General features: G+C 62.1%; 13 protein-coding genes. 5 read left to right on the forward strand and 8 right to left on the reverse strand.

The features are described 5' to 3' along the window. From QRN46_RS02905 to QRN46_RS02940, 8 genes are read right to left on the reverse strand one after another with little or no spacing between them, the layout of a single operon-like run. Positions 1 to 1131, reverse strand: a complete 1131-nt coding sequence (locus tag QRN46_RS02905; protein WP_285354255.1) for a glycosyltransferase family 4 protein — start codon at positions 1129 to 1131, stop codon at positions 1 to 3. Continuing rightward, entirely contained in the window at positions 1132 to 2262 is a 1131-nt protein-coding gene (locus QRN46_RS02910) for a glycosyltransferase family 4 protein (protein ID WP_285354256.1), read from the reverse strand. It abuts the gene before it with no gap. Next, positions 2246 to 3613, reverse strand: coding sequence for a glycosyltransferase family 4 protein (locus tag QRN46_RS02915; RefSeq protein WP_285354257.1), 1368 nt, complete (start codon positions 3611 to 3613; stop codon positions 2246 to 2248). Before QRN46_RS02915 ends, QRN46_RS02910 begins: the two co-directional genes overlap by 17 nt. Further along, complete coding sequence (locus QRN46_RS02920; RefSeq protein WP_011336676.1) at positions 3610 to 4860, reverse strand: ABC transporter ATP-binding protein; 1251 nt, start codon at positions 4858 to 4860, stop codon at positions 3610 to 3612. Before QRN46_RS02920 ends, QRN46_RS02915 begins: the two co-directional genes overlap by 4 nt. Beyond that, positions 4860 to 5657: an ABC transporter permease gene (locus QRN46_RS02925; protein WP_085686105.1), complete on the reverse strand. Its 798-nt coding sequence runs from the start codon at positions 5655 to 5657 to the stop codon at positions 4860 to 4862. Before QRN46_RS02925 ends, QRN46_RS02920 begins: the two co-directional genes overlap by 1 nt. After that, entirely contained in the window at positions 5658 to 7100 is a 1443-nt protein-coding gene (locus QRN46_RS02930) for a mannose-1-phosphate guanylyltransferase/mannose-6-phosphate isomerase (RefSeq protein WP_011336674.1), read from the reverse strand. Between the two features lie 3 nt (positions 7101 to 7103). After that, complete coding sequence (gene gmd, locus QRN46_RS02935) at positions 7104 to 8075, reverse strand: GDP-mannose 4,6-dehydratase (protein ID WP_011336673.1); 972 nt, start codon at positions 8073 to 8075, stop codon at positions 7104 to 7106. Next, positions 8072 to 8986 (reverse strand): GDP-mannose 4,6-dehydratase, encoded by a 915-nt coding sequence (locus QRN46_RS02940; protein ID WP_201819704.1) that lies wholly within the window; start codon positions 8984 to 8986, stop codon positions 8072 to 8074. The genes gmd and QRN46_RS02940 overlap by 4 nt, the downstream gene beginning before the upstream one ends. Positions 8987 to 9412: 426 nt before the next feature. Here QRN46_RS02940 and QRN46_RS02945 point away from each other — a divergent pair, with 426 nt between their 5' ends. From QRN46_RS02945 to QRN46_RS02965, 5 genes are read left to right on the forward strand one after another with little or no spacing between them, the layout of a single operon-like run. Continuing rightward, positions 9413 to 10960, forward strand: coding sequence for a glycosyltransferase (locus tag QRN46_RS02945; RefSeq protein ID WP_285354258.1), 1548 nt, complete (start codon positions 9413 to 9415; stop codon positions 10958 to 10960). Beyond that, the gene (locus tag QRN46_RS02950; RefSeq protein ID WP_285354259.1) at positions 10954 to 12258 is read left to right on the forward strand and encodes a glycosyltransferase; all 1305 of its coding nucleotides are present in this window, start codon (positions 10954 to 10956) and stop codon (positions 12256 to 12258) included. The genes QRN46_RS02945 and QRN46_RS02950 overlap by 7 nt, the downstream gene beginning before the upstream one ends. Further along, positions 12255 to 13139, forward strand: coding sequence for a class I SAM-dependent methyltransferase (locus QRN46_RS02955; RefSeq protein WP_011336669.1), 885 nt, complete (start codon positions 12255 to 12257; stop codon positions 13137 to 13139). The genes QRN46_RS02950 and QRN46_RS02955 overlap by 4 nt, the downstream gene beginning before the upstream one ends. Further along, entirely contained in the window at positions 13136 to 14290 is a 1155-nt protein-coding gene (locus QRN46_RS02960) for an acyltransferase family protein (RefSeq protein ID WP_285354260.1), read from the forward strand. Before QRN46_RS02955 ends, QRN46_RS02960 begins: the two co-directional genes overlap by 4 nt. Beyond that, positions 14284 to 15102, forward strand: coding sequence for a class I SAM-dependent methyltransferase (locus QRN46_RS02965; RefSeq protein WP_011336667.1), 819 nt, complete (start codon positions 14284 to 14286; stop codon positions 15100 to 15102). Before QRN46_RS02960 ends, QRN46_RS02965 begins: the two co-directional genes overlap by 7 nt. Positions 15103 to 15139: the final 37 nt, after the last annotated feature.

Genomic DNA, 15139 nt, shown 5'->3' on the forward strand with positions numbered 1-15139 from the left:
TCAGGCGTAGGACAATGCCTTTTCCTCCAGCAGCTCCTGATACAGCTCGGTCCATTTACGGCCCATTTCATCGGCTGTGAATAACTGCCGATAGCGGGCCTCGGCCTTGAAGCCCATTTCGGCAGCGCGGGCCGGGTTTTCCCACAGGCTGCGCATTGCTTCGCGAAACGCCTGTGGATGACTCGGTGGCACCACCAGTCCCGTTTCGTTGTGGATATTGATGTAGCTGGTGCCGGTGCCGATCTCGCTGGAAATCATCGGTTTGCCATACATCGCGCCTTCGAGCAGCGAAATGCCGAACGCTTCCGAGCGCAGGTGCGACGGGAAGACGATGGCGTAGCTCAGTTGCAGCAGGGCGACCTTGTCTTCGTCGCTCAAACGACCGAGGAAATGAATGTTACGCAGACCCAGCGCGGCGGCCTGGGCGTGCAGTTCCTGCTCCAGCGGGCCGGCGCCGACGATCACCACCGGGTAATCGACGTCTTTCAAGGCATCGAGCAGGATGTGCAGGCCTTTGTAATAACGCATCACCCCGACAAACAGGAAAAACTTATCCCCAAGCTGCTGCCGCCAACGGTTCATGCGTTCGACGTCGGGCTGTGGATAACCGGCCTTGTTCAAACCGTAGGGAATGACCCGGGTCTTGTCCTGGAACTGCTGCAACACATCGCTGGTGTGCAGATAGTTTGGCGAGGCCGCGACAATCCGGTCGGCACTGGCGAGAAAACGGTTCATCAGCGGGCGATAGAGTTTGAGCAGGTGCTTCTGGCGAATGATGTCCGAGTGATACGTCACCACCGTCGGTTTGTTTACGCCGCTGGCGAAATGCACCAGATCCATGAACGGCCACGGGAAGTGGTAGTTGATCACGTCGGCTTCGGCGGCCAGTTCGCGAAACTGTTTGAACACGCTCCAGGAAAAACCGGTAGAGGCGAACTGGATATCCAGTTTTGCCCGATGCACCTCGTGCTGGCCGAGACGCACCACCGCAGGTTCTGGATGGGCGCTGAGGGTCAGCACCTGGCCTTCGATACCGTGTTGGGCGCCACTCTCGCAGAGTTGAAAGATGACTTGTTCGATACCGCCGACCGAGTCAGGCAGGTACGTCTTGAAGAAATGAAGAACTCGCATTCAACCTCCCATGGCCTGGTGGTAGGCGCCGGCCGTGGCCTGCGCGCAACGCTTCCAGGAAAAAAGCCGTGCCTGCTGCAATCCGGCTTCCCGGCATGCCTGCCAGTGCGCTTGATCATCGATCAGTCGGCTCATCGCATTACACAAGCCGTCTGCATCGTCAGCTTCAATATAGTTGCCGGCGTCTCCCGCCACTTCCGGCATGGCCGAAGAACGGGTGAGCACCACCGGCGTGCCGCTGGCCATCGCTTCCAGCACTGGCAGGCCGAAACCTTCATAAAGCGACGGAAAAATCAGCGCCCGGGCGCCGGCCAGCAATTGCGCGACTTGCTCATCGGGAAGATAGCCGAGCAGGCACATGTGCCCGCAAGCCAGGGCCTGATTCAATTCCTCACTGAACTGGTCGCGCTGCCAGCCGGCCATGCCGACGATCAACAGCGGGAAACGCTGGCGCACGGGGTCCGGTAACAGCGCGTGGGCGCGCAGGGCCAGGTTCAGGTTCTTGCGTGGCTCCAGAGTGCCGACGCAGAGGAAATACTCCCGGTACTCGACCGCATGGGCCTTGAGCACCGCATCGATGTCTTGCGGATCGCGCGGATGGAAACGCGCGGCAACACCCAGCGGCGCGACCACGAAGCGCTCGGCAGGCAGTCCGAAATAGTCCCGGGCCTCGTCAGCGATGGCTTGCGAGTCGGTCAGAATGATCCGCGCCTGGCGTACGCCGTCGGCGAGCCGCCGTTCGATTTCCCGCAGCCGTGCCGGCGGCTGAGTCTCGGGGAAATGCAGGTGCGTAAGATCGTGCAGGGTAATCACGGTCGGGCCATCGAAGGCCAGCGGCCACAGGCTCGGTTCGTGATACAGATCGACCGGTTGCGCAGGGCCCTGATCGAAGCGCTTCTGCTCCAGCCAGCGGCGCGCCTGATAGGCCCCGGGAATCTGTCGCAGCAGCGGCGTGAGGCGCGAATAACCGGGCATCGCCGCTTCCGGCAGTTGCGAGCTCCAGCCCCAGCCGTGGAACAGCGCCACTTCGATATCGGTTTCAGCGTGCAAGGCATTCACCAGTTCGGCCACGTAATGACCGATACCGGTGCGTGGTGCCTGGAGAATGCGGGCGTTAAGGGCTATGCGCATGTTGCCTCGCCAGCACCTGAGGTGCCTCCAGTACATGGCGCGCGGTACGCTCGGCCAATTGCGCGCTGGCTTCACGCCAGCCGATCCATTGCCAGTCGCTGACATCGCGGGCGGCGGGGAATCGACCGCTGCGCTCAAAGCTCTGCAGCAGATCGGCGAGGCTTTGTGGCGACTGCAGGTCGAAATAGGCCATGAACTCGCCACCGATCTCGCGAAACACCGGGATATCGCTGCCCATCGCCGGCAGCCCGCGCTGCATGGCTTCCACCAGCGGCAGGCCGAACCCTTCGACGAACGAGGGAAACACCAGCGCGCTGGCATGGGCGTAGGCGTGTTCGAGGCTGGTGTCGCTCAAGTCGTTGAACATGAACAGGCGTCGGTTCAGTTCGGGATGATGATGGATCCGGGCCAGCAGTGCGTCGCACTTCCAGCCAATGCGCCCGGCGATGCACAACCGGGCGTTCGAGCCGTTCGCCCAGGCATGGTCGAAGGCATCCAGCAGATAGTCGTGGTTCTTGCGCGGCTCGATGGTGCTGACCATCAGGAACATCGGCTCCGGTGTCGCGAACAGCTGTTGCAAACGTGGTTCGACGGCGGCTTCGACGCTCTGCAGATCCAGCTCCGAACCGAGGTGAAAGTAGTCGAACCAGCGTTTGCCGACTTGTGCCGACCCGAGGCGACGCTGCATTTCTGCACGCAGCTGATCACGCACGGTGGCGGAAATGGCCATGAAGCCGTCGGCGTTGCGGGCGATCCAGTCGAACCACTCGCTGTACACCTCGACCAGCCGCGTGTCATAGAACTGCGGGTGGGACAAGGGAATCAGGTCGTAGATCACCGCAACGATGCCCATGCCTTCCTGTTTGAGGCGCTCGGCATGCAGGAAAAAGTCGGAATGCCAGGACGAATCCAGCAGCACCAGTTGATCGCCCGGCTGGTGTTGCAGCGGCTCGCAGCGTTGGGGCATTTGATAGCGATTGACTAGCCCGACCAGCCGCAGCGTTAGCCCGAATGCACCGAACGAGGTCAGGCGATAGCCGACGTACAACACGCGTCGTGCCAGTTTTGTGCGGCAACGGGTGTCCAGCCGTTGATGCAGCTGCCAGAAACGATGAGCCAGCCGTTCCAGACGCTCGCCAAACGTGACGATGGCATTGAACAGCGGCGAATCCAGCGGCGCCAGACGCTTCACTCGGTACAACTGGCCCTTGAGCAGAACCACCGGCACGCATTCGACCCCTTCGGCGCTCGGCGGCAGCTGTTTGATGACGTTGCGCACCACCCGCTGAATCCCCGAATTGACCTTCGGGTGTTTGAACACGTGGGTGCATTCGACCAGCAGGCGGGTCATGGCGCACGCTCCGCGAGGCTGTCCGCGTGGCGGGTGATCGAGGTGCTGGCGCCCAGCCAGGAACAGCCGACGAAATCTTCCTGACGGTTGTTGATCACGTGGAACACCAGCCCGTAGTCACGCCATTCGAAGTTGCGGTCCAGGTGCGAGTCCAGTCGCGACAGGCTCAGGGCCACGGAGTAATTGCCCTTGCCCAGGCCCATGACGAACGCGAAGCGATAGGTGATGCGCTCGCCCGCACGCAGGTCTTCCAGCGCCTGATTCTGGCGGTGGGTATTGATGCCGTACATGGCCTGGCCCAGGCGATCCTTGATCATGAAGCCGAGCACCAGCCGCTCGATGTCCTGGCGAATCTCTACCTCGACTTCCAGGGTCACCGGCTGACCGACTTCGGCAGCGTCGATGGAACGTTCGCGTTCATCGAGCAGGCGTACGCTGAGGATCCCGGCCTCGCCGGTGCCGGACACGGTGCGCACTTGTCCGCCGTCGAGCAGTTCCTGGCGCACGGTCTGGCCTTCGCGTTCAGCAAGCAGGGCGTTGTAGTAATCCATGACCGCTTCGGGCTTGTCGTGCATCACCATGTGGCCGCCTTCGAGCAGGATCGCCGAGTCGCAGATCGACTGGATCGCCGAGCGGTCGTGGGACACGATCAGCAGCGTGGTGCCAGCCTTGCGGAAGCTGCGGATGCGGTCGAAGCTCTTGTGCTGGAAGTAGGCATCGCCCACCGACAGCGCTTCGTCGACGATCAGAATGTCCGGGCGTCGCGCGGTGGCGACGCTGAAGGCCAGGCGCATCTGCATGCCGCTGGAGTAGGTGCGCACCGGGTGATCGATGGCCTCGCCGATTTCCGCGAAGCGTTCAATGTCCGGCATGAGTGCTTCGATGTCTTCGACCTGCATGCCCAGCAGTTGCCCGGCCATCACTGCATTCTGCCGACCGGTGAAGTCCGGATGAAAACCCATGCCCAGTTCCAGCAGCGCCGCGACCCGGCCCTCGAGCTGAATCTGGCCGCAGGTCGGTTGGGTGGTGCCGGTGATCATCTTGAGCAAGGTGCTTTTTCCGGCGCCGTTGACCCCGACAATGCCCACCGCTTCACCGGGGGCGATTTCGAAATTCACGTCCTGCAGCACCCAGTGCTGGCGATGGCGCATCGGCGAAAACGGAATCAGCCATTCGGCCAGGCGACTCCAGCGGGTGGGGTACTGCTTGTAGGCCTTGCCCAGGCCTGTGACGCGTATGTGCCCCATCAGAGTTCATCCACCATTTCGCCGACCCGCCGGCGAAACAGGCGCAGGCCGACCGCGCACAACAGCAGGCCGATCACGAAGATCGGCAGCAGCGAACTCCATACCGGCCACTGACCATAGAGAAACAGATTCTGGTAACTGCCGATCAGGTTGGTCAGCGGATTGAGCTGCAACAGGCGCTGCACCCACTCGGGCAGGATGCTCAGCGGGTACACGATCGGCGTCAGCCAGAACCAGAATTGCAGACAGATGGCGAACAATTGCCCGACATCGCGAAAGAACACGTTGAGCACACCGAGGATCATCCCCAATCCGGCGCAGAACAGCACTTGCAGCGCCAGCAGCGGCGCCAGTGCCAGCAGGGCCATGCCCGGCCAGCGTCCGGTGATCAGCAGAAAGCCGAGGAACAGGCCGATGATGATCGCGAAGTTGATTCCGGCATTGAGCAGCACGATCACCGGCAGGCAGAGGCGCGGGAAGCTGATTTTCTTCAGCAGGTTGGCGTTTTCCAGAAACATGTTCTGGCTGCGCAGGGTGATTTCCGAGAACAGGCCCCAGGTCAGCAGCCCGGCGCACAGGTAGACGCTGTAGGCCATGCCGTCGTCCACGCCGGGCAGACGGGCGCGCATGATGTGGGAAAAGATCACCGTGTACACGATGATCATCGACAGCGGGTTGAGTACCGTCCACAGCGCGCCGAACAGCGAATTGCGATACCGCGCTTGAAACTCCCGCTTGACGCTACCGAGGATGAAACCCCGATAGTCGTGCAGCGAGCGGTACAGGGAAAGCAGCATTCACACCGTCCTGCCGTATTGGTCTTCGAAGCGGACGATGTCGTCCTCTCCCAGGTATTCGCCACTTTGCACTTCGATGATCACCAGGTCGATCACGCCGGGGTTCTCCAGACGGTGCTTGTGACCGGCGGCGATGAACGTCGATTCGTTCTTCGCCACCAGGGTCGTGCCGCTGCCGTTGTTGGTGACCTTGGCCATGCCTTCGACCACCACCCAGTGTTCATTGCGGTGATGGTGCATCTGCAGCGACAGCTTGCCGCCGGGTTTGACCACGATGCGTTTGATCTTGAAGCGCGGGCCTTCCTCGAGCACCGTGTAGGTGCCCCACGGACGGCTGACCGTGCGGTGCAGGCGATAGGCTTCGTGGGATTTGTCCTTGAGCTGCTTGGCCACCCGCCGCACATCCTGCGCACGGTCGGCGTGGGCTACCAGTACCGCGTCGGCGGTGTCGATGACGATCAGGTCTTCCACACCGACGGCGGCCACCAGCCGGCCTTCGCTCTGAACGAAGTTGTTGCGGCTGTCGATGAAGATCGCCTCGCCGCTGGCTCGGTTGTTATCGGTGTCGGCCGGCACCAGCGCGGCGACCGCGCTCCACGATCCGATGTCGCTCCAGTCGAAACCGGCGGGTACCACCACGACTTTCTCCGAGCGTTCCATCAAGGCGTAGTCAATGGAGATGTCGGTGATCTCGGCGAACAGCTGCGTGGACAATTCCTGTTGCAGACAACCGGCGGTTTCCACCGGTTCGCTGGCGGCCATGCAGGCGCGCGTCTGTTCCAGCAACTCGGGGGCGTGCAGCGCCAGTTCGGCAATCACCGTTGCGGTGGAGAAGCAGAACATCCCCGAATTCCACAGGAAGTTGCCGCTTTCCAGGTAATGGGTGGCGGTTTGCAGGTCGGGTTTTTCCACGAAACGCTGCACCTTGGCCGCGCCCCGGTCGTTGAGCGGTGCGCCGGTCTCGATGTAACCGAAACCGGTTTCCGGGGCGGTCGGCACCACGCCGAAGGTCACCAGATAGCCGTCCTTCGCCAGATTGACCGCGTGTTCGACCGCGCTTTTGAGCGCCTCTTCATTGACGATCAAATGGTCGGCGGGCATCACCACCATGATTGCCGCATCACCGTGCAGGGCTTGCAGCGACAGTGCCGCCGCCGCAATGGCCGGCGCGGTGTTGCGCCCGGTGGGCTCAAGCAGGAAGTGCCCGCGATGGCGGGACAGGTGCGCGGCCTGATAGTGATCCTTGCTCTGGAAGTAATACTCGCGGTTGGTCACCGTGACAATGTCGCCCCAGCCGTCCAGCAGCGCGGCGGCGCGCCGGTAGGTCTTGCCCAGCAGCGACTGGCCGTCGGGCAGGGTCATGAACGGCTTGGGATGGCCCTCCCGGGACACCGGCCACAAACGGGTGCCGGCACCGCCGGACAGAATCACGGGGATCAGCATGGCCTACTCCTTGGCGACGCGTTTCATGTCCGCATCCATCATCATGCGGATCAGGGTGTCGAGGTCGGTTTTCGGTTTCCAGCCCAGCACGCGCTGGGCCTTGGCCGGATTGCCGAGCAGCACTTCGACTTCGGCCGGGCGGAAAAACGCCGGGTCGATCTTCACGTAATCCCGATAGTTGAGGCCGACGTGATCGAAGGCGATGCGGCACATCTCGCGCACGGTGGTGGTGACGCCGGTGGCGACCACGAAATCGTCGGGCTTGTCCTGTTGCAGCATCAGCCACATGGCCTCGACGTAGTCACCGGCGAAGCCCCAGTCGCGCTTGGCATCGATGTTGCCCAGGGCCAGCTCCTGCTGTTTGCCCTGTTTGATCCGGGCGGCGGCATCGGTGACCTTGCGGGTCACGAATTCGATGCCGCGCAGGGGTGATTCATGATTGAACAAAATGCCGCTGCTGGCGTGCAGGTTGAAGCTTTCACGGTAGTTGACGGTGATCCAGTGGCCATAGAGTTTGGCCACGCCGTACGGGCTGCGCGGGTAGAACGGGGTGTTCTCATCCTGTTGCTCGGCCTGGATCAGACCGAACATTTCGCTGGTGGACGCCTGATAGAAACGCGTGTGCGGGCTGAACTGACGGATCGCTTCGAGCAGGTGAGTCACGCCCAGGCCATCGACGATGCCGGTGGTTACCGGTTGGTCCCAGGAGGCGGCAACGAAGCTCTGGGCCGCCAGGTTATACACCTCGTCCGGCGCCGACTTGATCACCGCGCGCTGCACCGAGCAGGCGTCGGCCATGTCGCCGTCCAGGTAAACGATGTCGGCTTCAACGCCCATCTCGCGCAGACGCCAGCGCGAGTCGCTGCTGCGCCGTGCCACGAGGCCGTGAACCTTGTAACCCTTGTCGAGCAACAGCTTGGCCAGATACGCGCCGTCCTGGCCGGTGATCCCGGTGATCAATGCACTTTTTGTCATTGTTGTTGTACTCGCTTCTCCCAGTCGGACAGGATCGCCCGCAGGGATTGTTGTGTAGTGATTTGCGGCGTCCATCCTGTGGTCCGGGCCAGCCGTTGGTGGCTGCCGCAGACGCGACGCTGATCCGCGCGGCGCATGCGTGCCGGATCCTGAACCAGTTGCAGCTTGACCTGGGCCAGGTCGCCCATCTGTTCGATGAGGCTGCGGATGCTTTGCTCATGACCTGAGCAAATGTTGTAGACCTGTCCCGGCGTGCCTTTTTCCAGCAGCGCAAAATAGGCCGAGACCACGTCGCCGACGTCGAGGAAATCGCGGGTGACATCGATATCGCCGACTTCCAGTTGCGGCGCTTGCAGCCCCTGCTTGATGCGGTTGATCTGCCGTGCGGCGCTGGCGATGACGAAGCTGTCCTTCTGCCCGGTGCCGATGTGATTGAACGGACGCGCCACCAGCACCGGCCAGCCTTCGCTCAACCCCCATTGCAGGCTGAGAAATTCCGCCGACAGTTTGCTCACGGCGTAAGGATTGCGCGGGCAGGGTGGTTGTTGTTCGGTGATCGGCAGCGCGGGTTCTTCGACCTGGCCGTAGACATCGCCCGAGCTGACATACAGGAACGTGCCCTTGAAGCCGCGCGCCTTGAGGGCCTGCAACAGGTTCAGGGTGCCGAGCAGGTTGATGTCGAAGGTACGTGCCGGATCGCGGAACGCTTCAGGGACAAAGGTCTGGCCGGCGAGATGAATGACCGCATCGGGCAGTTGCGGCCAAAGGTCGATGAGGCTGTCCGGGTTTGTCAGGTCGTAGGGTGAGGCGGCAGACAGCAGCTCCCACGACGCGTCTTCCCCCTGCAGGCGTGACTGGATGTGTTGTCCCACGAATCCACTGAGACCCGTGATGAACAGACTTTTTTTCAAACAGCGACCCCTTGGTCTTTAACGTTCACCTTTCCCACAGGCTTATAGGGAATGAGCTGTCGGATCGTAGGAATAATTCGGCAGAACCGTAGGTGAAGTCGTTGTTGTAGTTGTTTGGTTGCCAATCTGTGCCAATTGCGCAGCAATTTCAACAGGGCAAATCGTGACCGGTCAGTTCTCGTCAGAGTAGTCGGGTTTTTCTCGCCGGGCGGTTCCCGAAGGCGCGACGGATGTGTTTAGAATGCCCCTCGTCGCGATCCCCGGCGGCTTTTCGCAAGGATCGTGCGACAGGGTAAAACCGACCATTAAAACAAGAACAGAGACGTGCCCGATGATGCAGGACGAACCGCGCTGATGCCGGTTCGATCCGACGCTCGGCCGTCATAGCGTGAAGCTGCCGGGATGGCGGTTGCACCGTGGGATGCCATGAATTTCATTCTCTACTCGGACGTCAACGACCGCTCCATCAGCCAGAGTCTGGGGCGTCCCGAATATAGCTACTACTTCGTGCTCAAGGCCTATCGCCCGGTGCTGGAAAGCCTGGGGCGGGTGCATGTGGTGTCTACCAGCGCCGAGGTTGATCCACTCTATCGGCAACTGCTCGCCGCCGGTGAAAGCAGCGTTTTCCTGTCCTTCACGCCGCCACAAAATACCCCGACCGATCTTGAGTGCCCGACGATCTGCGTGATCGCATGGGAGTTCGATTCGATCCCCGACGAGTCGTGGGACGATGATCCGCGCCACGACTGGACGCAGATGCTCGCCCGACAGGGACGGGTCATTACGCTGTCGAGCCACACCGCCCGCGCGATTCGCCGCGCCATGGGCGAGGACTTTCCGGTACTCGTGCTGCCGACGCCCTTGTGGGAAAACTTCTCCGCCATTCGTGAGCAACATGTCAGTGCGCCGATCAATCCCGGCGCGACCCTGGCCATCAAGGGCTGCATTTTCGACAGTCGCACGCTGGCGTTATCTGCCGACGATCTGTTGCGCAAGCCCCTGACTGCCGAACAACTGGCCGAAATCGAGGCGCTACGCCCACCACCGCTGACGTTCAAACGCCGCCTGGTGATTGCCCGCCATTATCTGCGTCTGTGGTGGCTGGGGGCGGGTGAAGACCGGGTGAAGTTCCTGCATCACTGGTATTGGGAAGGTGTGCAGGATCTGCTCTCGGATCGCATACACGCCTGGCTCGAGAAACGCCTGCCGGCCATTGCCGCAGCGCATGCGGTGGCCGTAGCCGAGCCACCGCCGCTGGATCTGCCGGACACGTCCTCGGTGGTCGAGGCCATGGTAGAAGGCGTGATCTACGTGACCGTGTTCAACCCCAGGGACGGCCGCAAGAACTGGCATCATCTGGTTACCGCTTTCTGCTGGGCCTTTCGCGAAACGCCTGACGCGACGCTGGTGCTGAAGATCACCCAGAACGATCTGGCGTCCTACTACAGCGAACTGATGACCCTGCTCGCACAACTGACACCGTTCGCCTGCCGGGTGCTGGTGATGCACGGTTATCTGGACGATGCGCAATACGCGCGGCTGTACCAGGCGGCCAGTTTTTACGTCAACGCTTCACGCTGCGAGGGGCTGTGCCTGCCGTTGATGGAATTCATGTCCAGCGGCAAACCGGTGATCGCCCCGGATCACACGGCCATGGAAGACTACATCGACGACACCGTGGCCTTCGTCGTCCGATCCAGCGAAGAGCTGACGATCTGGCCCCAGGACACCCGCATCATCTACCGCACTTTGCGCTATCGGCCGGACTGGTCTTCGCTCATAAGCGCCTATGAGAACAGCTACCGGATGGCCAAGGCGCAGCCGCAGGAGTACGCGCGGATGTCTGCCGCTGCTGTCGAGCGCATGCACGACTACTGCGCGTTTGCCCCAGTGCAGCAGCGCATGGCGGACTTTTTCGGCCTCGCGCCACTGACCGTCGATGCCGCCCCCGTGACGGACAACGCCTCATGCTGATCATCATTCATTCGGAAACCAACCAGCACACCATTGCGCAGAACCTCGGTCGTTCGGAGTACAGCTATTACTTCGTGCTCAAGGAATACCGGCCGGTGCTCGAACGCCTTGGGCGTGTGGTGGAAGTCGTCGATCCGGCGCGCGAAGTCGATGCGCTGTACCTGGAGTGCCTGTCCCGTGGCGAGCCCTGCGTGTTCCTGTCGTTCTCGCCGCCGCACCGCACGCCGATCCACCTGGCGTGCCCGACGTTGCCGGTGTTCGCCTGGGAATTCAGCACCATCCCCAACGAACCCTTCGACAACGAGCCGCGCAATGACTGGCGCACGGTGCTCCGGGCCTGCGGCGCGGCGATCACCCATTCCAGCTACACGGTCAACGCCGTGCGCGAGGCCATGGGCGCCGATTACCCGATTGTCGCGGTGCCGGCGCCGGTGTGGGATCGCTTTGCAGCCCGGGGCGCGCAGCTTCAGGGGCAGCCCTCGACAGGGCCGGTGCGCCTGACGATCAAAGGGCTGGTCGCCGACAGTCGTCAGCTCGATCTCAATGCGTTCGGCCCGAAACACCTGCGCCGTGGCAAGGGCATCGATTTCCAGGCACCGGTGCGCGAGCAGGAGTTGCTGCTGGACGGTGTCGTCTACACATCGGTGTTCAACCCCGGTGACGGACGCAAGAACTGGGAAGACATGCTCAGCGCATTCTGCGTGACGTTCCGCGACGTCGAAGACGCGACGCTGGTGCTCAAGCTCACGCACCACGATGCCGAAGAAGCGCTCGGCGACATTCTTCATCACCTGTATAAAAACCAGACCTACCGCTGCCGCATCGTGCTGATTTACGGCTACCTCGCGGACGCCGACTACGAGCGTCTGGTACAGGCCACCCGTTACGTGGTCAACACTTCCTACGGCGAGGGCCAGTGCCTGCCGCTGATGGAATTCATGTCCTGCGGCAAACCGGCAGTGGCGCCGCGTACCACGGCGATGATCGATTACCTGAGCACCGACAACGCCTTCCTGGTCGAGTCCACCGATGAACTCACGGCCTGGCCGCACGACCCGCGCAGGGCATTCCGTACGTTGCGCTACATGACCAACTGGGCATCGGTCTGCGTGGCCTATCGCGACAGCTATGAGGTGGCGAAGAACGATCCCGGGCGTTATGCGCAAATGTCGGCGCAAGCCGTTGCCAGTCTCCAGGCGTTCTGCAGTCAGGCGGTGGCCGAGCAGCGTTTGCGCGATTTTCTCGCTCAAGTGCACGAACTCCGCGCTATCGCTGCAACGGAAGTCACGGGCGCATGATCCGCGCATGGCTGAGGCGTTTGCGTCCGGTTGCGCCATCGGTGCCGGACTCTCTGCCGGATCCTGTGTCCGTCAGCGTGTCGCCGCGGGACGTCGGCCTGCACGATGCCATGCTCGACGGGTGGTTTCACGGCGACAGTGGCGAGTTGCTCAAGGGCTTTGCCATTGACGCGGACGACACCCTGCTCGACGTGGGGTGCGGTGAGGGCGTGGCGACATTGTTCGCCGTGCGCCAGGGGGCCTCGGTGATCTTCACCGACAGCGAGCACGACAAAGTCCGCGATCTCGCCCGGCAAGTCGAGGCGCAGAGCCGCAACGCCAGCCTCGGTCTGGTCAGCAACAGCCTGCCATTGCCGCTGAGCGACGGCTGTGCGAGCAAGGTTGTGTGCATGGAAGTGCTGGAACACATCGACCAGCCCGAGCCGTTCATGGCCGAGCTGGTACGCATGGGCCGGCCCGGTGCGCTGTACCTGCTCAGTGTGCCGGCGCCGGTCGGCGAGCATTTGCAGCAGGGCATTGCCCCGGCGGGTTATTACCAGTCACCCAATCATGTGCAGATCTTTACCCCGGAACGCTTCGCGGCACTGGTGGAGGAGGCCGGTCTGGTGATCGAGCATCGTCAGGCCACGGGGTTTTTCTGGGTCATGGGCATGATTTTTTTCTGGGCCAGCGAACGCGCTGCCGGCCGTGACCTCGGTGGCGCCGTGCGCGACCGGATCCAGGCGCCGTATCCACCGTTGATGGAGAGTTGGGCCAGAACCTGGCAGGACTTGCTGGCGCAGCCCGATGGCTTGGCGATCAAACAGATGCTGGACCGGTTCATGCCCAAGAGTCAGGTAATCATCGCCCGCAAACCGCTCGATGCAGGACGAGTGTCATGAGCGGCAAGCGGATCATGGACATCGAAGTGCTGCGGGCTATTGCGGTACTCGGCGTGCTGTTTCATCACTTGCAAGGCAGCCTGTTCACCGACCCGGTGCCGCTGCTTGAAAGGATCCATGCCTGGGCGCAGCCATGGTGGGGCGTTGACCTGTTTTTTGCGATCTCGGGGTTTGTCATCGCCCGCAGCCTGATCCCGGCGCTGCGCGGTTGCAGCAACCGCCGGGAATACTGGGAGCAGACGCGCAATTTCTGGCTGCGTCGGGCGTTTCGTCTGTTGCCCTCGGCCTGGCTGTGGCTGGCGCTGATGCTGCTGGCGTGCGTGTTTCTCAATCGATCAGGGGCGTTCGGCACGTGGTCCGCCAACGTCCAGGCCACTCTGGCCGGGGTGCTGCAGTACGCCAACTTCCGCTTTGCCGATGCGTTCTTTCATTACGAGTACGGCAGCAGTTTCGTCTACTGGAGTCTGGCGCTGGAAGAGCAGTTCTACCTGTTGTTCCCGCTATTGATCCTGCTGTGCCGCAAGCATCTGGTGTGGGCATTGCTGGCACTGGTGGCGGTGCAGTTGTTCACGGTGCGTACGCCGCTGCTGATGGTGATTCGCACGGATGCGCTGGCGTTGGGCGTGCTGTTGGCGATGTGGAGCGTGCAGCCGGGTTACTGCCGTTGGGAGCCGGTATTCCTGCGTCGGCCATGGGCCGGAGTGTTGGCGCTGATCGGCCTCGCAGCGCTGCTGAGCTTCATGGCCACCGACCGTTTCACCTTTGCCGGTTACCGCATCGGGTCTATCGCCGTGCTCAGCGCCGTGCTGGTGTGGATCGCTTCGTACGACCGCAATTACCTGCTGCCGGCCGGTGGCCTGCAACGACTGATGGCCTGGATCGGCAGCCGCTCCTACGGCATTTACCTGATCCACATCCCGGCCTATCAACTGGTGCGGGAACTGACCTTTCGTTTGCAGAGCGCCGATCTTCCGAGCCCGGCGGGGCATCCGATCGTGACGCTACTGATTGCCGGTGGCCTGATCGTGCTGCTCAGCGAACTCAATTACCGCTTGATCGAAATGCCCATGCGCAATCGAGGCGCCACGCTGGTGAAACGCCTCGGCACCTCGCGAACCGTCGTCTCGTCCTCTGGAGCCACCTCATGCTGAGCCTTTTGAAAAAACTCACGGCGGCTCCGGCCCCCGCACAAGCTGTCGCACCGGTCGCCGACAAGGTCGACCCTTATATGCTCGGCCTGCACGACGCGATGCTCAGCGGCTGGTTCAACCAGCAAACCGGTGAGCTGTTCAAAGGCTTCCCGGTAACCGCCGATGACACCTTGCTCGACGTTGGCTGCGGCGACGGTGGCAACGTGCATTTCTGCGGCATGCGCGGGGCGAAGATCATCATTGCCGATATCGATGGCGCCAAGGTCGAAGCGACCCGCCAGCGCCTGAGCGATACGCCGGCGCGTGGGGTCGAATGCCATGTCACCGACTGCAATCCGCTGCCGATCGCCGATGGCACCGCCACTCGCGTGGTATCCACTGAAGTCATCGAGCACGTCGACGACCCGGCGCAGTTCCTGGCCGAACTGGTGCGTGTCGGCCAGTCGGGCGCGCTGTATTTGCTGAGCGTGCCGCACCCCAGCTCCGAAGACCTGCAAAAGGACATCGCCGCGCCGGAGTATTTCCAGAAGCCCAACCACATTCGCATCATCAGCGAAGAGCAGTTCAAGGCGATGGTCAGTGAGGCGGGACTCGAGATCATCAGCCACAGTCAGTACGGCTTTTACTGGTCGATGTGGATGATGCTGTTCTGGGAGGCCAAGGTCGAATTCAGCAACCCGGATCATCCGCTGCTCAATCATTGGGCCGATACCTGGCAAGCGGTGCTCGACTCGCCGCGCGGCGCGCAGATCAAGCAGGCGCTGGATGCGGTGGTGGCGAAAAGTCAGGTCATCATTGCCCGCAAGCCCTGAGCGCTTTTGTGTAACCTTGCAGCCTGATGTCTCAGGG

This window comes from Pseudomonas sp. lyk4-R2A-10 (genome assembly GCF_030209075.1).
Classification (GTDB): domain Bacteria; phylum Pseudomonadota; class Gammaproteobacteria; order Pseudomonadales; family Pseudomonadaceae; genus Aquipseudomonas; species Aquipseudomonas glycinae.

Bases quoted from the DNA above. Each gene is read 5' to 3' on its own strand.
- QRN46_RS02955 (WP_011336669.1), top strand. From the start codon at position 12,255: ATGATCCGCGCATGGCTGAGGCGTTTGCGTCCGGTTGCGCCATCGGTG.
- QRN46_RS02965 (WP_011336667.1), top strand. From the start codon at position 14,284: ATGCTGAGCCTTTTGAAAAAACTCACGGCGGCTCCGGCCCCCGCACAA.
- QRN46_RS02950 (WP_285354259.1), top strand. From the start codon at position 10,954: ATGCTGATCATCATTCATTCGGAAACCAACCAGCACACCATTGCGCAG.
- QRN46_RS02915 (WP_285354257.1), bottom strand. From the start codon at position 3,613: ATGACCCGCCTGCTGGTCGAATGCACCCACGTGTTCAAACACCCGAAG.
- QRN46_RS02930 (WP_011336674.1), bottom strand. From the start codon at position 7,100: ATGCTGATCCCCGTGATTCTGTCCGGCGGTGCCGGCACCCGTTTGTGG.
- QRN46_RS02945 (WP_285354258.1), top strand. From the start codon at position 9,413: ATGAATTTCATTCTCTACTCGGACGTCAACGACCGCTCCATCAGCCAG.
- QRN46_RS02920 (WP_011336676.1), bottom strand. From the start codon at position 4,860: ATGGGGCACATACGCGTCACAGGCCTGGGCAAGGCCTACAAGCAGTAC.
- gmd (WP_011336673.1), bottom strand. From the start codon at position 8,075: ATGACAAAAAGTGCATTGATCACCGGGATCACCGGCCAGGACGGCGCG.
- QRN46_RS02960 (WP_285354260.1), top strand. From the start codon at position 13,136: ATGAGCGGCAAGCGGATCATGGACATCGAAGTGCTGCGGGCTATTGCG.
- QRN46_RS02905 (WP_285354255.1), bottom strand. From the start codon at position 1,131: ATGCGAGTTCTTCATTTCTTCAAGACGTACCTGCCTGACTCGGTCGGC.
- QRN46_RS02925 (WP_085686105.1), bottom strand. From the start codon at position 5,657: ATGCTGCTTTCCCTGTACCGCTCGCTGCACGACTATCGGGGTTTCATC.
- QRN46_RS02910 (WP_285354256.1), bottom strand. From the start codon at position 2,262: ATGCGCATAGCCCTTAACGCCCGCATTCTCCAGGCACCACGCACCGGT.